The sequence below is a fragment of the Tenacibaculum sp. SZ-18 genome (assembly GCF_002813915.1).
In the GTDB taxonomy this organism is placed as follows: domain Bacteria; phylum Bacteroidota; class Bacteroidia; order Flavobacteriales; family Flavobacteriaceae; genus Polaribacter.
The window spans coordinates 511,587-535,726 of sequence record NZ_CP019335.1 but is presented as its reverse complement, the minus strand read 5'-3'; the positions used below and the strand labels follow the sequence as shown (position 1 = coordinate 535,726).

The following is a 24,140-nucleotide window of genomic DNA, read 5'->3' as shown; positions in this document are numbered from 1 at the left end:
AGCCCCTAAAACCAGAATTTAATATTGTCACAAAAAACAAAAACACTTCGAATAATCGAAGTGCCAATATTAACTAACTTTAAACTCTATGTTCTTTCTATAAAGCTGCAACATGCTTAGCTAACTTAGACTTTAAGTTTGCCGCCTTATTTTTGTGAATTATGTTATTCTTCGCTAATTTATCTAACATAGCAACAACTTTTGGTAACATTCCAACAGCTTCGTTCTTATCTGAAATCGCTCGTAAATTTCTTACAGCATTACGAGTAGTTTTATGCTGATATTTATTTCTTAAGCGCTTCGCTTCGTTACTTCTAATTCTTTTGATTGCTGACTTGTGATTTGCCATTTTACTAAATTCTTAAATGTTTATAAAAACTTTGTACTCCGTACGGGATTCGAACCCGTGTTACCAGGATGAAAACCTGGCGTCCTAACCCCTAGACGAACGGAGCAATACATCCTTTGAGGATTGCGGGTGCAAATATAAAATTCTTTTTTTGTATTTGCAATATTTTATCTTCTAAAAAAAGCGATAAAAAAAGCTTCGAAATAAATTCGAAGCTTTGTACTCCGTACGGGATTCGAACCCGTGTTACCAGGATGAAAACCTGGCGTCCTAACCCCTAGACGAACGGAGCAAAACAATCTCTAAGTTTGCGGGTGCAAATATATAACCCTTTTTAAAAACCGACAAACTTTTTTTTGTTTTTTTAATAAGCTTTTGCAAAAAGCACTCTTTTAAAAGACTTCTCACCTGTAAGAATGCAAGTTCCTTCCTCGTCAATAGCATCATTAGGAATACACCTTATTGTTGCTTTTGTCAGTTCCTTAATTTTATCTTCAGTCGCTTCTGTCCCATCCCAATGCGCAGAAACAAAACCACCTTTAGTTTCAATAACTTTTTTGAAGTCTTCAAACGTGCTCACTTCAGTTATATGTTCATCTCTGTAAGATAAAGCCTTACCATATAAATTCTCTTGTATCTCTGAAAGTAAATTTTCAATATAATCAACTACACCATCTTGTGAAACAGTTTTCTTCTCAAAAGTATCTCTTCTTGCAACTTCAACAGTTCCATTTTTAAGATCTCTATTTCCTACTGCAACTCTAACAGGAACCCCCTTCAACTCGTACTCAGCAAATTTCGCTCCTGGTCTCATTGTGTCTCTATCATCAAACTTTACCGAAATACCTTTTAATTTCAATTCCGATATTGTTTCTTCTAACTTATCGTAAATCTCGTTAACTTGATCTTCTCCTTTGTAAATTGGTATAATAACAACCTGTATAGGAGCTAACTTTGGAGGCAATACTAATCCTGCATCATCTGAGTGAGTCATGATCAACCCACCAATTAATCTAGTCGAAACTCCCCAAGAAGTTGCCCAAACATGCTCTTGTCTCCCTTTCTTAGAGGTATATTTTACATCAAAGGCTTTAGCAAAATTCTGACCCAAGAAATGTGATGTTCCCGCTTGTAGTGCTTTTCCATCTTGCATTAAGGCTTCAATTGTATATGTATCATCTGCACCAGCAAATCGCTCACTTTCAGATTTGGCACCGCGCACAACAGGCATTGCCATAAAATCCTCAGCAAAAGTGGCATATACCTCTTGCATTTGTTTTGCTTCTTGTAAAGCTTCCTCTTTTGTAGCATGAGCAGTATGTCCTTCTTGCCACAAAAACTCAGCTGTTCTTAAAAACAAACGAGTTCTCATCTCCCATCTAACAACATTAGCCCACTGATTAATAAGTAGCGGTAAATCACGGTGAGACTGAATCCATCCACGATATGTATTCCAAATAATTGCTTCAGATGTTGGTCTTACAACTAATTCCTCCTCCAACTTCGCATTCGGATCCACACGTAACTTCCCTTCTCTTTCGGGATCATTCTGCAATCTATAATGTGTTACAACAGCACATTCTTTCGCAAATCCTTCTGCATTTTTTTCCTCAGCTTCAAATAAACTTTTAGGAACGAAAAGAGGGAAATATGCATTTTGATGTCCTGTTTCTTTGAACATTTTATCCAATTCAGCTTGCATTTTTTCCCAAATAGCGAAACCATAAGGCTTGATAACCATACAACCTCTAACAGCGGATGTCTCTGCAAGGTCTGCTTTTACTACTAATTCATTATACCATTTAGAATAATCTTCAGATCTTTTCGTTAAATGTTTACCCATATTTTAAAGTTTGGCATAAAAATTGCTCTTTTTTATGCGTAAATTATGTGTGCAAAACTACAATAAAGTTGCGTATTTTTACAAGAGTTTTTTTGCATCTATTTACTTTATCATTAACACTTAAATTCAGATAAGATATGACACCACATAACACCAATACCAAACATTCACTATATTTCTTATCATTACTCGTGGTTACTACTTTAGTTTCGTGTTCTACAACACAGACCTTAGTAGGTAGTGATGATGGTATATATGCAGATGAATCAGAAACACCAAAAACTCGAATTATAGTTCAAGACACAAACAAGGACTATAAAAATTACAACGAAAATTATTTTTCAAAAGAGTTAGAACGTTTGGAAGTTTTAAACGGAACAGATATTCTTACTGATATAGAAAATTATCAATCTGAAGATTATGAAATTGAAGATGAGGGAATTAATAAAGAATCAGATGTACAGATCAATTACAATAGTGAAAATGCACCGTGGGGCTATGATACTGATACAGATATCGTAATTAACGTAAATACCTTTCCTAATAACCGAATTGGTTGGAACTTTAACACATATTGGGGTGACCCTTTTTGGGATGGTCCTATAGGTTGGAATAGATGGGGCTGGGGATGGAATAACTGGGGTTACAATCCTTGGTGGGCACCATATTATGGACCTAGATGGGGATGGAACAATGGACTTTATTGCCCTCCTTATGGATTAGGATTCCGTAATGGTTTTTCGCGTAATCATTGGGGTTACTACAATAATAGATATAACAGACGTTATATAAACAGTCGAAACGGTTTAGCCTATAACAGAAATATAAATAGAAGAGCTATTTCAAGAAGAAATAACGCTTACAGAAGCAATAGAACTACTAGAACCTATAATACAAGGAGAAATACTTCTATAAGAAATTCAAATGGAACTCGAACTATTAGAGGAATTAGAACTGGTGGTGTTAAATCAAGAAGAATCAATAACTCAAATATTAGAACAAGAAAAAATTACTCAAACAATAGAGGTTCTAGTAGGAGCAGTAGTTATTCTAATAGCCGAAGTAGTAGAAGTTCTTCAAGGAGCTTCTCTTCTGGAAGTAGTAGAAGCTCAAGAAGCTTTTCATCAAGTAGAAGTTCTTCTAGAGGAAGAGGATCTTCAAGAAGAAGATAAACACAATTTCTTATTTAAAAACTTCGAAATTCAAGACAAACATGAAACGACTTTTAACAATAGTAGCCTTTGCTACCACGATATCTGCATCCTTTTCTCAAGCATTGAATTATAATGATTTGGGAGTATTATTCTCAAGAGATAATAATATTGGTACAGCAAGATTTAATGCATTGTCAGGAGCCTTTGGAGCTTTGGGTAGTGATTTATCTGCAACTGATATAAATCCAGCGGGGGGCGCAGTAGCAAGAGACAGCAAATTCTCTTTGACACTCGCTAACAAATCCATCGAGTCTATAGTAAATTATTACGGAAATACATATAGTGTTCAAGATGAGTACTTCAACATTTCACAAGCAGGAGGTATTTTTGTGTTTGACATCGATCAAAATAATTCTGGCTGGAATCGCTTTGCTTTTACTTTTAATTATCAATTAAAAGCAGATTTTGACAATATTTACTCTGGTAATGGAAATAGTAATTTTCTCTTTTATGACCGTCATTTAGATGACACTACACCTCCTGTAAATATTTTTGACAGATCCTTAGAACAAAATTTTTCAAACGAGACAAGAGGTTCTAACAGCTCATTCAATTTAGGAATCTCCGCAGTAAATGACAATAAATTATATCTTGGAGCATCTTTAAAATTCCATAGTTTAGAATTTACAGAAAGATCTTTTCTAACAGAAAGGAACGATGACATAAATGGTAATATTCTTATTGTAGATGATTTTACAGAAAGGTTCATTGAAGGAAATGGTTTTTCATTCAACCTTGGGTTTATTTATAAGTTGAATAAGTTTATAAGGTTAGGCGCATCTTACGAATCACCAACTTGGTACCAAGAATCAATTGAAGATAGAAGTGGAATCTTAACAATGTATGAGATACCAAATTTAGACCTTTCTGGAGTTCAAGATCGTTACTTCGACGGCCCGTATTCTTTAAGATTTACAACTCCTAGTCGTTTCACTGCGAGTGGAGCATTAGTTTTCGGAAAACAAGGACTTATAAGTTTAGATTATACTTACAAAGATTTTCAAAATTTTAACTATCGTGAAGTGGATCCAGAATTACAAGATGCCAACAGACTTTTTAGCACAGATTTTAGAGCTTTACAAAGACTTAGCGTTGGTACAGAATGGAGATTTGACAGAGTTAGTTTAAGAGGAGGATACTCGTATGAGAAAAACCCTAACCTTGTGATTGGTGGTAATACAGACAAGGATAATATTAAATCGTTCTCTGCTGGATTAGGTTATAATTTTGGTAATACTAAAATTGACTTATCGTATCAACAAGCTGAGAATAGCCAGTTTAACTCTCTGTACAACAACTCTGACATAAATATCGATCAGAGAACTTCAAGAATTGCCGCGACTATAGTGTTTAGTTTATAAGAATTAATTAGGAATTTTAAATACGAAGTCTCTTAGGTGTTATGATAACTTACAATACCTAACAGGCTTTTTTATTTAATCAGTTTTTTATGGTAATTTTGCATCTCAATTTTACTCATGGAAAATATTAAAATACAGATACAAGAAACTAATAATAAATCGATTATAAAGTTCGTTAGTAATACAATATTAATAAATGGAGGCAGCTTTGAATATAATAATATTGACGAGGCTAAGTCGTCGCCTTTAGCACAACAATTATTTTACTTACCATTCGTGAAAAAAGTTTTTATTACAGCTAATTTCATTGCTGTACAGAGATTTGACATTGTCGAGTGGAATGATGTTCAGGAAGAAGTAAGAGAACAAATCCAAACTTATTTAGAGAAGGGGAACAACGTAATTGAGGAACAAGAATCGAAAAAAAAGGCTATTGAGGTTTACGCTGAAGTTACTCCAAATCCCGCGGTAATGAAGTTTGGAACTAATAAGGCTTTGACTCAAACTGATGTTGAAATTAAGAATATTGAAGAAGCCAGTAAAGCATCGCCTTTAGCTCAATCGCTTTTTAGTTTTCCCTTTGTTAAAGAAATTTTTATTTCAGAGAACTACATCTCTATCTCTAAATATGATATTGTAGATTGGAATGAAGTATATCACGAAATAAGAGCTTTTATCAGACAATACTTACAAGAAGGAAAAACGATAATCTCTGAGTTACCTAAAGAGGAGAAAAAAGAACAAGTACAGACACAACCTGTAAATCTTGATGAAACTTCTACTAAAATTATCGAAATATTAGATGAGTATATCAAGCCAGCTGTAGCATCAGACGGAGGTAATATTGCTTTTAGAGAATATGACGCTGAAACAAAAAGAGTAAGTGTTATTTTACAAGGAGCTTGTAGTGGATGTCCTTCTTCTACGATTACGTTGAAAAATGGAATTGAGACGATGTTAAAAGAAATGCTGCCGAACCAAATTAACGAAGTAATAGCAATTAATGGATAAACAAATAAAACCTTATAAAGACTCAGAATTAGGAAAAAAAGAGCAAGTAGCTCAAATGTTTGATACCATTTCAAAAAACTACGATGGATTAAATAGAGTAATATCGCTAGGGATTGATGTTAGCTGGAGAAAGAAAGTAGTTAAATTAGTCTCTGAGAACAACCCTAAACAAATTCTTGATATCGCAACAGGAACAGGAGATTTAGCTATGATGATGGCTCAGTTAAACCCTGACAAAATCATTGGTTTGGATATTTCAGCTGGTATGTTGGAAGTAGGAAAAGAGAAAATTAATAAGGCTAATCTTTCTGACAAAATTGAAATGGTGGTTGGAGATAGCGAAAACATTCCTTTCGAGAACAATACATTTGACGCTATTACCGTTTCTTTTGGTGTTAGAAATTTTGAGAATTTAGACAAAGGACTTCAAGAGATCCACAGAGTACTAAAACCAGGCGGAAAATTTGTTGTATTAGAAACTTCGAATCCTACTAAGTTTCCTTTCAAACAAGGATATAAATTGTACACAAATATATTCTTACCAATAGTAGGAAAACTATTCTCAAAAGATAAAGTAGCTTATTCATACCTATCAGAAAGTGCTAATTCTTTTCCTTTTGGCGAAGCTTTCAACAATATTTTAACTAAAAATGGGTTTAAGAATGCAAGTAGTTTGCCCGTTACGTTTGGAGTAGCTTCTATATATACATCAACAAAATAATATGCGAAATAAGTTTTTTATATCTGTTTGTTTAATATTTGTATCAATAAATCTTTTTGCTCAACGAGAAAGAATCGAGAATTTACCAAGTTTCGATAAGAAAAGAATACATTATGGTTTTTACTTAGGTTTAAACACTAATGGCTTTAAAATAGAATATAAACCTAGTATTTTTAATAATCCTCAAGTACTTGTAGAATCGGAAGTAGGATTTAATGTAGGACTAATTGCTGATTTAAAATTACATAACAATATAAATTTACGTTTTGAACCAGGGTTAATTTCTAACACTAAAGTTTTGCGTTTTACCCATGTTACGACACCTGGACAAGATACAAGAGAAGTAGGAAACACATACCTACACTTACCTTTCATATTCAAGTTTAGCACAAATAGATTAAACAATATTAGACCTTACGTTTTAGGTGGAGCTTCTTTCGATTATAATTTTTCGAGTAACGAAAGAAATCAAAATGATAATTTCGGAGGTCAATTTCGTCAAACGGCAAGTAATTTAATGTATGAAGTTGGTATCGGAATTGATTTATATCTTCCTTACTTTAAATTTTCTCCATCAATAAGAGGAATTTTCTCTGTAACAAACGAAGTGAAGTATGATGAACGTTCACCAAGTCAATGGACAGACCCTATAGCTTTTATGGCTACAAGGGGAATATTCCTTCACCTTGCATTTGAATAATAGAATAATAAAAGACATAATATAAAAAGAAGAGCCGCTTAACAGCGGCTCTTATAGTGGATAACCCATATGTTTAAATGAAGTTCTATCATATCACACAGACACAAACTATCTTTCTTAAGATACATTAATTTTAAAATGTTAGATAAAACCAAAACTTTTGCCAAAAAAAAGAGCTAGTTAAACTAGCCCTTTATGAGTTGCCCACTACGCAACCCTGTAGATAGAAGTCCCCCGAAATCTACCAAATAAATTATAATCGTAAATACTTTTAAAAGTATTTTTAATGAATGCATTATAATATAAACTTTACAAATATATATATTTTTTATTAGATAGCTACTTTTTAATAACAATTATATTAACCAAAATCTCTTTTATTGTCTATATAACAATACTTCAGAAGTCTTTAACGATATGTATAGATTATATATATGAAACCTTTTCTTCTAAATACCTAATTCAAACATTTGAATTGATAGTAATATTTTCCACCGAGTAACAAGGAACATAGCGCATTGTAACAGCATCTCTAAATACTGCACCAAATATGATTACTAGCCTCATTAGTACAGAACCGATTATTTCTAATATCAATTTACTTTTTATTCAAAATGAGACTATTTCCAATGCATCCAAAACTATTTTAGATGGAAATATAACAATCAAATATAAGCAATACTAACAATAAAGTTGGTCGCACTTATTTTCAATGATTTGAATATTCCTTGAATTGCTTTCTTAATTATTGTATCAAAATATGTATCAATAATAGAAAAACAGACCCTACCAATGTGGATGGGGAAATGAAAACCATTTTAGTGAATCTAATACAACATTATTTTTTTTATAAAATTCATTGTAGTATTGACAAAAATCTCAGTATTACCTAATTTTTCTGACCATTAATCAATTCTTGTTGTTGATAATATTTTACAAACACATTCTTCGTCTGTAATTTTATCAACTTTACTAGTATTCAAAAATGCTCCTAGTTATATCAAATTTTACTCTACAGTACTGATAAACAAATGCTAACGTAGCTCACAATTTTATTTGGCGTAAAGATGAAGTTAATATATTTTACTATTTACTAAAACTTTTGTCAAAAAAACAGAATATTTTGTAACATTTTTCCCCTATCTAACGTATAAGAAAATGTAAAGTATCTATTAAATTAATTAAAAGCATATGAGACAACTTAAAATTACGAAACAGGTAACCAACAGAGAAACTGCCTCACTTGATAAATATTTACAGGAGATTGGAAAAGTAGACTTAATTACTGCTGATGAAGAAGTGGAGTTAGCTCAGCGTATTAAAGCTGGTGACCAAAGAGCTTTAGAAAAATTAACTAAAGCCAATTTACGTTTCGTAGTATCGGTTGCTAAACAATATCAGAATCAAGGATTAACATTACCTGATTTAATTAACGAAGGTAACCTAGGACTTATAAAAGCTGCAAAACGTTTCGATGAGACACGTGGTTTTAAATTTATTTCATACGCTGTATGGTGGATTCGTCAGTCTATTCTGCAGGCTTTAGCTGAACAATCTCGTATTGTTCGTTTACCTCTTAACAAAATTGGATCTATTAATAAGATCAATAAAATGTATGCTTTTTTAGAGCAAGAAAACGAAAGACCTCCAAGTGCAGAGGAAATTGCAAAAAAGTTAGACATGACTGTTAGTGATGTCAAAGAGTCAATGAAAAACTCTGGTCGTCACGTTTCCATGGATGCTCCTTTAATTGAAGGTGAAGACTCTAACTTATATGATGTTTTAAACTCAGGTGAATCACCTAATCCTGATAAAACTTTATTACACGAATCATTAAGGATTGAAATTAATAGAGCTTTAGAGACTTTAACACCTCGTGAAGCCGATGTTGTTAGATTATATTTTGGTTTAGGAGAACACCAACCAATGACATTAGAAGAAATTGGAGAAACTTTTGATTTAACTAGAGAAAGAGTTCGCCAAATTAAAGAAAAAGCAATCCGTAGATTAAAGCATACTTCTCGAAGTAAGATTTTAATGACTTACTTAGGTTAAGAAGCTTTTACATTATAAGATTACAAAACTCTCAATATATCTATTGAGAGTTTTCTTTTTTAAATTGTACTTTTGCCGCTCAAACACAACACACAAAAAATGAATAAACTTATTGCTCCTTCAATTTTAGCGGCTGATTTTGGAAATCTACAAAGAGATGTAGAAATGGTTAACAACAGTAAAGCTGATTGGTTCCACATAGATATTATGGATGGTGTTTTTGTACCTAATATATCATTTGGAATGCCAGTATTAAAAGCAATTTCATCGCATGCCAACAAAACCATTGATGTACATTTAATGATTGTTGATCCTGACAGATACATCAATACTTTTGCAGATTTGGGCGCAAATATTCTAACCGTTCATTATGAGGCTTGTACTCACTTACACAGAACTATTCAAGCAATTAAAGCAGCTGGAATGAAAGCTGGAGTTGCACTGAACCCTCACACATCTATTTCTGTTTTAGAAGATATTATAGCTGATTTGGATTTAGTTTGTATTATGAGTGTAAATCCTGGGTTTGGTGGACAATCATTCATTGAAAATACCTATAAAAAAGTAAATCAATTAAAAGATTTAATTACAATTTCAGGGTCAAATACTTTAATAGAAATTGACGGTGGAGTTACAAACAGAAACGCAAGACAATTAACAGAAGCTGGTGCAGATGTACTAGTAGCCGGAAGCTATGTTTTTAAAAGTGAAAATCCTACTGAGACAATTGCTGGTTTAAAATCGCTTTGTAATTAAGCATTTTTTCAATCTTAAAAAATAATTCAGGAAAATTTCTCTTTAAATCTTCAGGAGTTTCAAAAAAGTGCTCCATAATAACTGAGAGAAACTCTAATGCATTTGTATTTGCATAATCTCGAAAATAATTCGATCTAACTATTACAGTTGAATTGGCAGGGTTTTTCATGAACTTCAAAAGCTCAAGAAAAACCCTGTAAAATATCTTAGAACTTTTATCCTTGGACTTTTTTCCGTGAAATGTTAATGCATGCGTAAACTCATGAATACCCAAATTTAAGTTATCATTTGTAACTATTTCTCCCAATAGAAAATCTTCCCATGAGAAAACTATCATTTTCATTGCTGGATTGAATTCTCCTTTATGATATTTATTTGTTATCGTTGAATAATAAGTAGTCGGATAAATCAATATTTTATTAAAAGTAGAACAATTATAATTCCTCATACCAAAAGTCAACTTAATATAAGAGGACGCAATTAAAACTTTTACTTCTGGAGTTAATTCAAAACCATCTCTTACTATAAAATCATATCTTCTGAAAAAATTAACAAGTCGATGCTCAAAATACGATTGATACTGTAGTGACAAATTCTTGTAGAAGGCAACATCATTTAAAAATTCCTTCTTTTTTCGTGGTAATTTTTTCTTTCTAAAATATAAATGAACAAAAATTGGTTTATTAAAAATACTTACATAAATAGACTCGAAAATATTAGCAAAAATCGTAAGGCCACTTATAACAAATGTTGCTACTTTAAAATAAAAGTAAGATTTCATAATACGATTCTACTTTAATAATTAAGAATTCTCTTATCTAAAGATTTGGCCATGGAGAAACCCTTTTTATAACTAGTTCTAAAATCAATACCGGCAGCCTCTTTATTATTTAATCTTAAATGACATAAGCCTCTATTATACTCAGGTTTTCCATTAGTAACTTTATTTGATTGAATTACCATATCTAGTTTTTGAATTGCTTCTTTATATCTCTTCAATTTAATATCAGTAAGTGCAAGACTTAAACGAATATTCTCATTTTTAGGGGACATTTGAAGACCTTTATTAAACTCTAAATATGCATCATTGTATTTTTTCTGACTAAATAATTTACTTGCATTATTTAAAACGGATTGAAGCTTTAACTTTTTAATTTTAACACCATCTCTTCCTGAAATAATTTCTGTTTTTGATTTATTACCAAAAATTTTTAATCCTTGAACTCGCTCACTATCTGGTAAAACTACCTTCGCCGAATCAATTAGCTCAAAAGCTCTTTTAAGGTTCTTCGGATATTTCAAATAAAAATTAATCTTATCTATCCAGGCATCTTCATTTTTGGGTAGGAAACTATGATGCTTATTGATTAAGTCTAGTAACAATAATGTATCCTTTTCTTTAACATAATACTTCTTAAGAATTCTATATTGATTTATAAGCCCTGGTCTTTGATAAAACACTTTTTGAGCATAGTGTATAGAACTATCCTGATTTCGATACAATTTATTTGATCTAAAAATCATTGATTTAAAAGCATAGTGTTCTAAAGAATGTGGTGATTCTTTTATTGCTAAATCTAGATGATTCATAGCTTGTATATACTTACCTTCACTGTAGGCCAATACTGCCTTCGCGTAATCGATTGGTTGCCCCATGAAATTTAGGGTAGGAAAAGAAGGGTATAACTTATTCATTTGATCATATCCTATTTTATACTTATCCTCGAGAATATTTTTCCCTCGAATATTATTACTAACAATCATTTGATATTTAGCAGAAGTAAACATTTGATGATTCAAATAAATAAGAATAATTCCTAAACCAATTAATCCGTATTTTAAATACTTATGAATTGAAATTCTATCAGTTCTTTTTAATAAACTCAGTGCTATAACGATTAATAGAAATCCTAATATTTGAATTGGTGTTCGTTCGGATGGGAAGTTAATTAGTGAATCTAAACTATACGCTATAAATCCTGAAAATGTAACCAAAACTATAAGTTTTAAATCTTTATCTTTCTCTTTGAAAAAACTTATTATTAAAACATAATAAACTAATCCAAATAGACCAATAAACAATAAAAAACCTAAAACCCCTACTTCCGATAGCACTTGTAAAAAATCATTATGTACTCTTCTAGGATAAAAATGGTTGCCATTTTTATTACTTTTAATAAGTTCTTCCTTTTTAATTAATTTCCAATTACCCAAACCAACTCCTAAAACTGGATTGGATTGAAAACCATTCAATGCTGCTACCCAAAATTCTTTTCTTCCACTATCACTAGCAAAAGATATTTCAATATCTTCTCCCCTATATAAATCTTTCTTTTTTTTGGTAAAAACTAAATCAGCAAACTTATTGAACTTTCCTTTATGAATCTTATTAATAGATAAAGCACTTATAAGTGACAAAGAAAGAATTATCAATAAGGGAGTTAGATACTTTTTCAATTCTGAAATAGCTTTATGCTTATCAACATAAAACTTGCCAGTAATTAGGATTAAAAAAATAATTGGTAAGCTATAAATAGCAGTTCTTGCTCCAATAATTAGAATAGCAAACACAGAAATATAAATAACACATAGGCTCAAAAAATATTCAAATTTATTTCTAGCTCTAAAAAACACATAAAATGTAAAAGCTAATTTTACAATTAAACTAGCAGCTAAAATATTTCTATTTCCATAAGTAGGATTTAGCTCCAAAAACAGTTCTCCACTTCTTGGCTCACTTCCATTTAAAATTGCAAAATGGTGAATTACTTGAAGTGATTCAATCACTAAAAATCCAATGACCGTGTAAACAATAAACAGAAATAATTCTACTAGTTTATCCTTAACAATAAGGTATAAATTAAAAAACGCAATCAATGTATTTAAAAGTATGCAGATGAAAACAATACTTTCGGAAACAGATATTGATTTTACAATAGATAGACATGAGATAAATAAAAAGAGTAATGCTCCCAAAAAAGTAAATTTTGCAATTTTGTGATGAAAATCAACTTCTATAAAATTCTTGTAAAACTTAAGATAAACTAATGTTATTACATTAACAATCGATATATAATACCACTGTGTTATGGCTACATCAAAAGCGTTCATGTGAGGGAAAAATCCGACTGCCAAATACAGCAATATTATTACTTTATCAAGAAATAAAATTCTTTCTTCCTTAATGCCCTTTCGAATATGCAGCTTACGTATTTTAGAAACTGCTCTTTTCGAATTTTTATGATATACCTTTTTACTCATATTATGAATTTTGTGACCTACGGAGGATTAATGAATAAATCATAACGAAACATAAACAACATCTGAAACAATTAAATGAGAAGTTTATGAGAATTAGCAATACATATCAATAAGAGGTCAACATTTGTTTTATCTAATAAATTATACGTCAATTAATGTTTTTTTAAATTACCTACTCTAGATATGCCTAAATTCAAAAATAATTAAAAAACAACTATTATAATATTTAATATAGTCCACAAATGCGAATACAAATATTTATACTCCAGTATTTCTCAAATATCAGATTTTAATCTAATTGATTCCTAATTTTACTTAATATTATTTTGTTTTCATAAAGGCTAGAACTACCAACTTTAAAAATTAAACTATAAAAGATCTAAAAATGAAATAAGCCTTTTTTATTAATATTAGTTTTTACTTCACTTTTAATGACTCCATGTTTATAAGACAACAATATTGAATATGGAGAATTGACTCATGGTTAGAGTTTCTAGTAAATAACACAGACATGATCGGTTCAAAACAGCAATATAAATTCAGCTATTGATAATATTTGAGTTAATCTAAATATTGAGATAAAAGGTAATCAAATTTTGATTGAACATGAAAAAAGATGAAAAAAATTCGCTCATTAAAAAGCTACTTCGATTCCAAAAGAAACTCCTGTAAGTCACAAATTACTGAGGTGAATTGAAAATTTCTAAAAAATATTCAATTCTTTGAGGAACTGATCATTATCAAAGTAAATAAATACTCCTGTAAAAATCAATGAGCAATAAATTTAGCAAATAGCTTTAGAGCAAAAGAAAAAACAGAGAAATAGTTTAGAATTTACCGAAAACATCTTTGAAAAGAAAGCGACTTTGCCAAAGGATAAAGTATGGATAATATAATTCTTCAGTTGTGATTATTATCTTTCTCATATACATTATAAAAAACTGTTCAGAATATTTTTTATGTTTTAAAAATTAATTTGGAGTTAATTAATTTTTGCTTAATTTTATTTTTCAACCCGAAATATGAAATCACTAAATACAATAATCATCAGAGCCAACTGTAAGAAACTAGTTAATCAATATTAAAAATTCAATAATATTGAATTCAGCCCTGAAAAAAGACACGAATTAAGTAGATATATTTATAAGTTTTAATTCAACTTTCAACTCCAAAGAAGAATGGAGCAAATAATATCAAAACATTTTACTTGTTCATGATTTATTTTTCTTTATAAATTTAAATTTTATTTACAGTGCTAAAAATGGTAAAGTAACTATTACGATCTGATTGCAAAATGGGCAAAACTTAAAAGTATACTTTACAAAAGGTTTTAATTTTACAGAATTAAAAATGGATATTCAAAACAATAAAATAGTTCGCAAACCATTACTTTGATTGAATTGCAGACAATTGAAAAATATTCGAAAGATTCTTTCTTAAAAAGAGATAATAAGAATTTAAAAATATTTTCCTCATAAAACTAAACCGATACCGGTTTATAAAGGCTTACAAAAAAGAAAAACAAACATTATAATTGCTAATGGAACAGTTAAAGAGGTATTTTTGACTGCTATTAGGACTGAGCTTCAAAAATAAAAGCACTAGTCAAGTTATAAATGAATATGATTAAGATCAAAATAAATTTAATTTGTAAATTAAAAGTAGATTTTTCTAATTGATAAAAAAACAGAGTATCACATGAGATTTTTTTTGAAAATCATATTATTCTTTAGTGTTTTGGTACACTTAAGTTTTACGGTAAATCTAAATAACAAAAAGGAATTACCAGAGTGTACGGGAATAACTTTAAAAAGTAAGAATGGGGCTTTTATTCAAGCAAGAACCATGGAATGGGGTGCTTACGATATGCAACCCGAGCTATTGGTCTATCCTCGAAATTATACTTATCGAACAGAGTTACAAGATAAGATTATTGGTATGACATGGGTTGGAAAATATGGATTTGTAGGCATTAATGCACTTCAAGATCCTCGAGTTGCAGATGGTCTTAATGAAAAAGGACTTGCTGTTTCTGTTCTCTATTTACCTAGATATGCCTCATATCAATCATTTATTAAGGATAAAGCTGATTCATCAATAACCCCTGGTGAAATGGCCTTATTATTACTTTCTAGTTGTAAAACAACTCAAGACGTAAGAGATCTACTTCGAAAGGTGCGAGTAGTTCCAAAACCTGAAAAAGAAATAGGAGGAATTACCGCTCCATTACACTACATGGTTTCAGATAAAGATGGAAATAGTATAATTATAGAGTATACTAACGAACAACTACATATATATGATAATTCTGTTGGAGTTTTAACCAATAGCCCCGATTATCCTTGGCATTTAACCAATCTTAAAAACTACATTTCAATTGGTGTTGAAGAAATATCACCTGTAAAAATAGGTACACTCGAAATAACTCCAACAGGAGCAGGTAGTGGTATGTTGGGTTTACCAGGAGATTATACCCCTCCATCTCGATTTGTTAGAGCTACAGCGATGCGAAATTCTGTAACCGCTCTCGAAAATGGAGAGAGAGCAATTTCCGAAGCTTTTAGAATTTTAAATAATTTTGATATTCCTATTGGTACCATGGGCACTAAACACGATCCTTCAATTTTAGGGGACACTCAATACACAACAGCAGCGGACACAAAATCTTTAAAATACTATTATCGCACAATGAATAACCACAGGATTCGTGTATTAGATTTGAAAACTATAGACTTCGAAAGAAAAAGACTTGTAAGAAGAAATCTTGATGTCAGTAAAGCTCAAGATTATAAGACAATTACAATTGATAACAAAAAGGGTTAATGAATTTGAAATAATTTTGATTAAAAATTTCGAAATGAGAAACTAATGTAAACAGAACTTGCTATACATAGAAATTCTGTAATTAAACATTTAGTGCATTTCAAAAAATATTTAGAATGATACGAAATTATTGGAACGAAGAATGGAAGAAAATTAAATTCGACGCAGGAATTGCCGACAACGAAAAATTTAAAATATCAAATTACGGACGAATTATAAACTGTAAGGGTCAAAATGAATTTGAAGTAAAAAAAACATACATTAACGGCTATCAAAACTTACCACTCAAACAGAAGCGAAACGGCAAATCAACTAGCAGATATGTTCATAAACTCGTAGCTGAACATTTTCTAGATCAAAATGATGGGGTTTACGTGATACATTTAAATTATGATAAAACAGATAACCGATTAGAAAATTTAAAATGGGCCACTAAAAGAGAAAAAGAACTTCACCAATTTAACAACCCTAACTGGGAAAAAATCGTTGAAAACAGAAGTAAAAAAATAGGTAAACTTAACGAAGGAAAAGTAAAAATAATAAAACGACAATTAAAAAATAAAAGAAACAAAATAAGTAAGATTGCAAGACGTTTTGGTGTATCCGATACTCAAATTCATAGAATAAAGAGGGGTGAGAATTGGAGTTCTGTGAGCGAATAATTCATAAAATCAAACCCAAAACATCCGCAATTAAAAACACAAGCAAGCTCAATAACTTCATTTTTAGAAATGAAGAATGGAATAGTATTATGCTTTCGTTCTAAAATAAATTGATTCATAACCTGTTCTGAGAAAAATTTAATAATCTAACTTTTTAAAAAACTTCCCAGATAAATTTTCTGGGTAGTTTGTTAGGTCATTTTTATGCTCGTTTTTTTTCATCTAGCAAATAAAAAAAAGAAAACCAACAATAAATTGTTGGTTTTCAATATTTAATAAAAATTTTATTGTTTGCAAAAAATATATTGGTGACCTAGAGAGGATTCGAACCCCTAACCCTCAGAGCCGAAATCTGATATTCTATCCAGTTGAACTACTAGGCCGAAAACTATTCTAAGATAACTTTTGTTTTACAATTACAGAAATTGTTTTTCCGTCAGCTTGACCAGCTAATTTCTTAGATACAATCCCCATTACTTTTCCCATGTCTTTCATTCCTTCAGCACCAGTTTCAGCTATAACTTCAATAACAACTTTTGATATTTCATCTTCACTTAATGGTTCTGGTAAAAACCGTTCTAAAATCTGAGCTTCAGCTAATTCCGGATCTGCTAAATCTTGTCTATTTTGTTCAATATAAACTTGAGCACTATCTTTTCTCTGCTTCACTTGTTTTTGAATAATTTTCAATTCTTGCTCAGCAGTTAATTCACCAGCACCTGCTTCTGTTTTAGCTAATAAAAAAGCCGACTTTAAAGCTCTCAGAGCAGTTAAACCAACTGTATCTTTAGCCTTCATAGCCTCTTTCATTTTTTCTGTAATTTCCTTCTGTATGCTCATTTATGTAATTTCTTGTTCTGCTTTTCAAAAATACAAATAAAACAACCCTGATTCATCTAGATTTCAAATTTGTGTTTGCTATATATTAATCTACATTATCATGTAGAAACGAATTATTTGAGCGAAGCGGAAAATCATCCGAACTTGTATCCAATGGAGTTTCCGTTTTACTAATTTTAGTATTAGTATCTAAATCTACGCCTAACCTTTTATAAGCAGGTTGACGCTCAATATCATCAATATTCTTATTAACTTGATCAGAGAATTTATAATTAAATCCTTTCATCTTTTCCCTACGCTCCTTTGCTCTTCTCTGTAACTCTGTAATCGTTAAACTCAAAGGTGAAGCTTCATCACTTGAACTATCTTCACTTACAGTTCCCTCTGATTTTGTTCGAACCTCAAATTGTAATGCTTCCTCTTCCTTCGCCTCTACTTCGGGAACAGAACTTTTTCCTATTGTTGGTTGTATATCAAAGTCGTCAAGTACATATCTTTTCTCATAAACTGGTTTTACCTCTTCAGCAACTACCTCAATATTCCTGATAGCTTCAGTTGTTTTTAAAAGTTCATTTTCTATCGTTTGAGTTGACTTAATTTCTTCATACGAATTTAAGGGTAAATCAAATAATAAGTTTTGTTGAATCGCAGGAGTCACTTCTTTTCCCTGTGTAATTTCTTGCTTTTTTTTAACATTAGTTATTACAAATTCAGCTGCTGGAACCGCTGTAATATTTTCATACGAAACTTCTTCAAAATCAACTTCTATGTTTTTTATAGTTTCTGTAGTTTTCACAATATCTGACATTGGAAGAACTACTTTTTCCTCCTCATTCAAATCTAAAATATGAACAACTTTCTCTCCTGTTTTTTTAGTTGGTTTAGGCTGATCCAATGTTGGAGATTTTAAAACAGGTTTTTGATCGAAATCATAAGTAGCTTTTTGATCTTCTTCTAATGTATGAACAATCTTTTTTGTTTCTACATTATTAATAGTTTGTTGCTGATCTTGAGCAAAACCAGTTGCTACAACAGTTACAGAAATTCCTTCTTCTAGAGCTTCATCTTCACCAATACCCATAATGATATTTGCATCATACCCCGCTTCTGTTTGAATATAATCGTTAATCTCTCCGATTTCGTCTAAAGTAACCTCGTTTGAACCTGATACAATTAACAATAAGACATTCTTTGCTCCTGTAATTTTGTTATCATTTAATAACGGAGAATCAAGTGCTTTAATAATTGCATTCTTAGCACGATTATCTCCTGCTTCTCTTGCAGACCCCATAATAGCAGTTCCACTATTTGCTAATACTGTTTTTGCATCATGTAAATCAATATTTTGCTTATAGTGATGTGTAATTACTTCTGCTATTCCTTTCGCTGCAGTAGCTAAAACTTCATCTGCCTTCGAGAAACCAGATTTAAATCCTAAGTTTCCGTATACTTCGCGTAATTTATTATTATTGATAACTATTAAAGAGTCAACATTTCTTCGAAGTTCATCAATTCCTTTTTGAGCTTGTTTTGAGCGCATTCTTCCCTCAAATTGGAAAGGCATTGTTACAATTCCAACAGTTAGGATATCCATATCCTTCGCTATTTTTGCGATAATTGGAGCAGCACCAGTTCCGGTACCACCACCCATTCCAGCAGTAATAAACACCATTTTTGTGTGTGTATTTAACATCTGCTGAATTTCCTGGATACTTTCAGCAGCAGCTTGTGCTCCAACTTCAGGATTGGCTCCAGCACCTAAACCAGAAGTTAAGTGCGCTCCTAATTGAATTTTATTAGGTATTGGACTATTTTCTAATGCTTGGGAATCAGTATTACAGATTACAAAATCAACACCGTGAATTTGTTTATTATACATGTAATTTACTGCGTTGCTACCTCCACCTCCAACACCAATCACTTTTATTGTGTTTGATTGTGTTTTTGGCATATCAAATGAAATGTTATCAAATTCTGCGCTCATAATAACTCTTCTTTTTGTTTAAACTCTTTATCTCTTAATTAATTTTTTACTCTGCGTTGTCTAAAAACTCCTTAAATCTTTCTGTAAATTTCTCTAAGAAAGATTTACCTCGTTTCACAGTTTTCTCCTCTTGCTTTTCTTCCACAACTTCTTGTGATTCCTCTGCAGGATCTAAATCAGCATTCACTTCTTGTTTCTGAACAATTACTGGTTCCTCTTCGATAATTGTTGATTGTTTTTCTAAACCTTCCATTAAAAGTCCTACAGCAGTTGCGTAAGACGGGCTTGATAAAACATCATCACTATCACCAGCTAAATGTTCATTCGGATATCCGATTCTGGTATCCATTCCTGTAATATATTCGACTAACTGACGTAAATGCTTTAACTGAGATCCTCCTCCTGTTAAAACAATACCAGCTATCAATTTCCCTTTTTGGGTTTCGTGTCCGTAATTTTTTATTTCTAAATATACATGCTCAATAATTTCTTGAACTCTTGCATGAATTATCTTAGAAAGATTCTTGAGTGTAATTTCTTTAGGTTCTCTACCTCTTAATCCTGGAATGGAGACAATCTCTGTTTCTTTATTTTCTCCAGGCCAAGCCGACCCGAATTTTATTTTCAATAATTCAGCTTGTTTTTCAATAATAGAACATCCCTCCTTGATATCTTCAGTAATTACATTTCCCCCGAAAGGAATTACTGCTGTATGACGGATAATCCCATCTTTAAAAATTGCCAAATCTGTTGTTCCTCCACCAATATCAATTAAAGCAACACCTGCTTCTTTTTCTTCTTGACTTAAAACCGCTGATGCAGAAGCTAAAGGCTCTAATGTGATATCGCTTAAATTTAACCCAGCACTTTTAACACATCTTCCGATATTACGAATTGACGAAACTTGTCCTACCACTACATGAAAGTTTGCTTCTAGTCTGCCACCATACATACCGATTGGTTCTTTGATATCGGGCTGACTGTCAACTTTAAATTCTTGCGGCAACACATGGATAATTTCTTCACCTGGCAACATTACCAATTTGTGAACTTGGTTTACCAAATTCTCGATATCGCTTTCTTCAATTACTTCATCAGCATGTTCACGAGTGATATAATCACTGTGATGCAGGCTTCTTATATGTTGACCCGCAATACCTACAACTACTTCATTTATTCTTTGTCCCGAAACACTTTCTGCCTCATCAACTGCTTGTTGAATCGACTGTATTGTTTGAGTAATATTATTTACTACACCACGCTTTACACCCAAGCTTTTCGCTTTTCCAATACCAAGGACTTCAATTTTACCATATTCGTTCTTTCGTCCAATCATGGCAACAATTTTGGTCGTTCCGATATCTAAACCAACTGCGATTTTATTGTTTTCCATCTTGATTTTGTTTTGTGCAAACCACTTGGTTGCGGTACTTTAAATTAATTGTCTCGTATTTATTAATCGATTTGTCTTTTAACGATTTATTATAAAAAGCCTTTAACTTTTTAAACTTCACATTCACGTTGTCAAACTTTCCAAAATGAATGGTATAATCTCCACTTCGTACATGTAAGATGTACTCTTTAATATTCGTAACTCGAACACCTGTAATTTCCTTTTTAAGAAAATCATCTTTAGAAATAAATCGAATTAACTTCGTGATTTCTTCAATATTAGAAGATAAATTTTCTCCTTTTACCAATGGCACTCGCGCAGAATAATTTGTTGACAATGGAAATTCATATCCTTCATCATCAATATAAAACATCTGGTCACCAGAAATAATTCTGGCTATAGGTTCCTTTTGTGAAATATGAGTTTTAATTAATCCCCCTGGTGTGACAAAAACTTTCGCCTTATCTACATATGGATTCGCCAACACCTTTTCCTCTAGACTATGTAAATCTATGATTCTTTTTGCTTTGTTTATAACAGCTACCTCACTTTGTATTAACAATTTATTAACCGTCTCGTGTGTTAAAAATGAATTATCACCATCAGCAAAATTAACCTGAATAGAATACACATTTCTGTCTAAATTTCTATTTTTTGAAAAGCCGTATAATATCGACAAAACAAGCAGCAAAGAAACAAATATTGAAGAAATAATTATCTGTCTATTCATACTTTTTTTACACGATTTATCATTACTTCTTTTACTTCTTTCACTAACAGACCAATATCTCCGGCTCCCAACATCAAAACAACACTTGCATCTGACTCTTTCACATAATTTTTCATCTTTTCCTTAGACAACAAACACTTATTTTCAGATTTTATTTTACTCAGTAACCATTTTGATGTTACTCCTTCCATGGGTAATTCACGAGCAGGATAAATATCTAACAAAACCAAATCATCAAATTTTGACAACTCGTAGGCAAACTCTTCAATAAAATCTTTAGTTCTTGAATATAAATGAGGTTGAAAAACAGCCAAGACTTTCTTATCAGGATACATTTCCCTAACTGCTGACGCAACTACTTTTATCTCTGTCGGATGATGTGCATAATCATCTATTAAAACTAAATTATCTTCTTTTATTTTATATGAAAAACGTCTCTGAACTCCAGCAAACGTTTTTAACTGAGATTTAATATCTTCTAAAGAAACACCATAACAATTTGCCATCCCCAAAGCAGCCAAAGCGTTCATGATATTATGCCTTCCTGGTAAACTAAACTCAATATCAGTAATAATTCCTTGTGGAGTAGCAACATCAAAAAGATACGCACCATTACCCACTCTTAAATTGAAAGCTTTGTAATCAGCATCCTCATCAATAGCATAAGTTAACCCTTCTAATTCAAGTCCCTTAGCTACAATTAATTTCTCTGTGACTTTGTTAGAAAATTCTTTAAATGATTCTAACAAAGAATTATGTTCTCCATAGATATCTAGATGATCAGCATCCATAGAAGTTACACATGCAATATTCGGTGATAACTGCAAAAAAGAACGATCATATTCATCTGCTTCAACAACAGAAACTTCATCTTTTCCAAGAATCAAATTTGAATTATAATTCTCCGTAATTCCTCCTAAAAAAGAAGTTGCATTAAACGGCTGCATGATATGTCCTAAAATAGAACTTGTTGTTGTTTTTCCATGAGTACCAGCTACCGCTAAACAAAATGTATTCTCGGTAATTTTCCCTAAAACTTCCGCTCTTTTCAAAACATGGAAATCGTTTTGCAGGAAATAAGACAATTCTTTATGACTATTTGGAATAGCAGGCGTATAAACTACGATACTATTTTCTTTATTTAGAAAGTTTTGAGAAACCAAAGAGAGATTATCATCATAATGAATTTCAATTCCTAAATTTTCAAGTTCTTTTGTTAAAGGAGAAGGTGTTTTATCATAACCTGCTACTTTTTTATAGTTTTTAAAAAAATACCTTGCCAAAGCACTCATTCCGATACCACCGATACCGATAAAATAAACGTTATGTATATTTTTTAAATCCACTACTCTATCAATCTTTCAATTTCATTTACAATATGAGTTGTTGCGTTTGGAAGCGCCAACTCTTTTATATTCTCACTCAAACTTTCTTGTTTACCTTCGTCCTTTATCAGAGTTTCAAAAACTACTGAAAATGTATTTAAATCACTTTCTTTTAACAATAAAGCTCCATGTTTATCGACAATTGCCTTTGCATTTTTAGTTTGATGATCTTCTGCCACATTCGGAGAGGGAATAAATATGGTTGGTTTTCCTACAATACATAATTCCGACACAGAACTCGCTCCAGATCTTGAGATAATAAAATCCGTCGCAGCATAAGCTAAATCCATACGATTTAAAAACGGATACACTTGAATTCCTTCTACATCATTATACTGCTTGTACTCCTCATAATACAACTTTCCACATTGCCATAGCAATTGAATATTTTGTGCTTTTAAAAAGTCTGACTCTAATTCAATTAGTTGATTAATCCTTTTGGCTCCTAAACTTCCACCGATAATCAAAACAGTTTTCTTATTTCTATCAAGTTTAAAAAACTCTATCGCTTCTTCTCTTTTAGAATGAATCAACAACAAATCTTGTCGAACTGGATTCCCAGTTTTAATTATTTTCTCTTTCGGGAAAAACCTCTCTAAATTATCATAAGCAACGCAAATCTTATTAGTCTTTTTACTCAATAACTTATTGGTAATACCAGGAAAAGAATTCTGTTCTTGAACCAATGTTGGTATTCCCTTTTTATTTGCAACCATTAACGTTGGTCCACTGGCAAAACCGCCAGTACCAACAACTACATTTGGCTTAAATTTTCTTATAATTTTATAGGCATTCCACAAGCTACTAATTAACTTTATTGGAAATAATAAGTTCTTTAACGTTAGTTTTCTTTGAATCCCAGAAATCCACAAACCTTTGATCTTATATCCCGCCTGTGGAACCTTTTCCATCTCCATTTTGTCTTTCGCCCCCACGAACAAAATTTCCGCATGAGGATAACGCAGCTTAATTTCATTAGCTACAGCTATAGCAGGATAAATATGACCTCCTGTTCCTCCACCACTCATTATGACTCTTAAAGACTTTTCCAT

Annotated in this window: 19 protein-coding genes and 3 tRNA genes; 9 read left to right on the top strand and 13 right to left on the bottom strand. The window is 31.5% G+C overall.

Features of this window, described 5'->3' with window-relative positions; translation table 11 throughout:
• Nucleotides 1–97 precede the first annotated feature (97 nt).
• The 4 genes from rpsT to proS all read right to left on the bottom strand — a co-directional run bounded on the left by rpsT (nt 98) and on the right by proS (nt 2,192).
• On the bottom strand, nt 98–349 hold the full coding sequence (gene rpsT, locus BTO06_RS02385) for a 30S ribosomal protein S20 (RefSeq protein ID WP_100923795.1): 252 nt from the start codon (nt 347–349) through the stop codon (nt 98–100).
• Nucleotides 350–383: 34 nt separating this feature from the next.
• Nucleotides 384–455: transfer RNA gene (locus BTO06_RS02380), tRNA-Glu, on the bottom strand.
• Nucleotides 456–569: 114 nt separating this feature from the next.
• Nucleotides 570–641 (bottom strand) — tRNA-Glu (locus tag BTO06_RS02375).
• A gap of 72 nt (nt 642–713) precedes the next feature.
• Nucleotides 714–2,192, bottom strand: coding sequence for a proline--tRNA ligase (proS, locus tag BTO06_RS02370; protein ID WP_100923794.1), 1,479 nt, complete (start codon nt 2,190–2,192; stop codon nt 714–716).
• A gap of 137 nt (nt 2,193–2,329) precedes the next feature.
• On the opposite strand from proS, the gene BTO06_RS02365 reads away from it, so the two are divergent.
• From BTO06_RS02365 to rpe, 7 genes are all read left to right on the top strand, one after another.
• Nucleotides 2,330–3,364, top strand: a complete 1,035-nt coding sequence (locus BTO06_RS02365) for a hypothetical protein (protein WP_100923793.1) — start codon at nt 2,330–2,332, stop codon at nt 3,362–3,364.
• 41 nt (nt 3,365–3,405) lie between these two features.
• Nucleotides 3,406–4,767, top strand: a complete 1,362-nt coding sequence (locus tag BTO06_RS02360; protein ID WP_100923792.1) for an OmpP1/FadL family transporter — start codon at nt 3,406–3,408, stop codon at nt 4,765–4,767.
• 117 nt (nt 4,768–4,884) lie between these two features.
• Nucleotides 4,885–5,778, top strand: coding sequence for a NifU family protein (locus tag BTO06_RS02355; protein ID WP_100923791.1), 894 nt, complete (start codon nt 4,885–4,887; stop codon nt 5,776–5,778).
• Nucleotides 5,771–6,499 (top strand): bifunctional demethylmenaquinone methyltransferase/2-methoxy-6-polyprenyl-1,4-benzoquinol methylase UbiE, encoded by a 729-nt coding sequence (gene ubiE / locus BTO06_RS02350; RefSeq protein WP_100923790.1) that lies wholly within the window; start codon nt 5,771–5,773, stop codon nt 6,497–6,499. The genes BTO06_RS02355 and ubiE overlap by 8 nt, the downstream gene beginning before the upstream one ends.
• Before the next feature lies 1 nt (nt 6,500).
• Nucleotides 6,501–7,199, top strand: a complete 699-nt coding sequence (gene porT / locus BTO06_RS02345; RefSeq protein ID WP_100923789.1) for a type IX secretion/gliding motility protein PorT/SprT — start codon at nt 6,501–6,503, stop codon at nt 7,197–7,199.
• A gap of 1,191 nt (nt 7,200–8,390) precedes the next feature.
• Entirely contained in the window at nt 8,391–9,254 is an 864-nt protein-coding gene (locus BTO06_RS02340; RefSeq protein ID WP_075341103.1) for a sigma-70 family RNA polymerase sigma factor, read from the top strand.
• Nucleotides 9,255–9,353: 99 nt separating this feature from the next.
• Complete coding sequence (rpe, locus tag BTO06_RS02335; protein WP_100923788.1) at nt 9,354–10,010, top strand: ribulose-phosphate 3-epimerase; 657 nt, start codon at nt 9,354–9,356, stop codon at nt 10,008–10,010.
• Here the strand turns inward: rpe and BTO06_RS02330 are convergent.
• Nucleotides 9,970–10,791: a zinc-dependent peptidase gene (locus tag BTO06_RS02330; RefSeq protein WP_100923787.1), complete on the bottom strand. Its 822-nt coding sequence runs from the start codon at nt 10,789–10,791 to the stop codon at nt 9,970–9,972. The genes rpe and BTO06_RS02330 overlap by 41 nt on opposite strands.
• A 14-nt stretch (nt 10,792–10,805) precedes the next feature.
• Nucleotides 10,806–13,271 carry an O-antigen ligase family protein gene (locus BTO06_RS02325; protein WP_100923786.1) on the bottom strand — a complete coding sequence of 822 codons (2,466 nt, stop codon included), beginning with the start codon at nt 13,269–13,271 and terminating at the stop codon, nt 10,806–10,808.
• Between the two features lie 1,698 nt (nt 13,272–14,969).
• Between BTO06_RS02325 and BTO06_RS02320 the strand changes: the two genes are divergently transcribed.
• Nucleotides 14,970–16,094, top strand: coding sequence for a linear amide C-N hydrolase (locus tag BTO06_RS02320; RefSeq protein WP_100923785.1), 1,125 nt, complete (start codon nt 14,970–14,972; stop codon nt 16,092–16,094).
• 116 nt (nt 16,095–16,210) lie between these two features.
• Nucleotides 16,211–16,756 (top strand): HNH endonuclease, encoded by a 546-nt coding sequence (locus tag BTO06_RS02315; protein ID WP_100923784.1) that lies wholly within the window; start codon nt 16,211–16,213, stop codon nt 16,754–16,756.
• Between the two features lie 306 nt (nt 16,757–17,062).
• On the opposite strand, the gene BTO06_RS02310 is transcribed toward BTO06_RS02315, so the two are convergent.
• From BTO06_RS02310 to murG, 7 genes are all read right to left on the bottom strand, one after another.
• Nucleotides 17,063–17,139 (bottom strand) — tRNA-Arg (locus BTO06_RS02310).
• 10 nt (nt 17,140–17,149) lie between these two features.
• Nucleotides 17,150–17,596, bottom strand: coding sequence for a GatB/YqeY domain-containing protein (locus tag BTO06_RS02305; RefSeq protein WP_100923783.1), 447 nt, complete (start codon nt 17,594–17,596; stop codon nt 17,150–17,152).
• An 85-nt stretch (nt 17,597–17,681) separates the two neighbouring features.
• A complete protein-coding gene (gene ftsZ, locus BTO06_RS02300; RefSeq protein WP_100923782.1) occupies nt 17,682–19,580 on the bottom strand; it encodes a cell division protein FtsZ in 1,899 nt (632 codons plus the stop codon).
• A gap of 46 nt (nt 19,581–19,626) precedes the next feature.
• Nucleotides 19,627–20,973, bottom strand: coding sequence for a cell division protein FtsA (gene ftsA / locus BTO06_RS02295; protein ID WP_100923781.1), 1,347 nt, complete (start codon nt 20,971–20,973; stop codon nt 19,627–19,629).
• Nucleotides 20,960–21,703, bottom strand: coding sequence for a cell division protein FtsQ/DivIB (locus BTO06_RS02290; protein WP_157811712.1), 744 nt, complete (start codon nt 21,701–21,703; stop codon nt 20,960–20,962). Before BTO06_RS02290 ends, ftsA begins: the two co-directional genes overlap by 14 nt.
• Complete coding sequence (murC, locus tag BTO06_RS02285; protein WP_100923779.1) at nt 21,700–23,049, bottom strand: UDP-N-acetylmuramate--L-alanine ligase; 1,350 nt, start codon at nt 23,047–23,049, stop codon at nt 21,700–21,702. The genes BTO06_RS02290 and murC overlap by 4 nt, the downstream gene beginning before the upstream one ends.
• Nucleotides 23,049–24,140, bottom strand: coding sequence for an undecaprenyldiphospho-muramoylpentapeptide beta-N-acetylglucosaminyltransferase (gene murG / locus BTO06_RS02280; protein WP_100923778.1), 1,092 nt, complete (start codon nt 24,138–24,140; stop codon nt 23,049–23,051). The genes murC and murG overlap by 1 nt, the downstream gene beginning before the upstream one ends.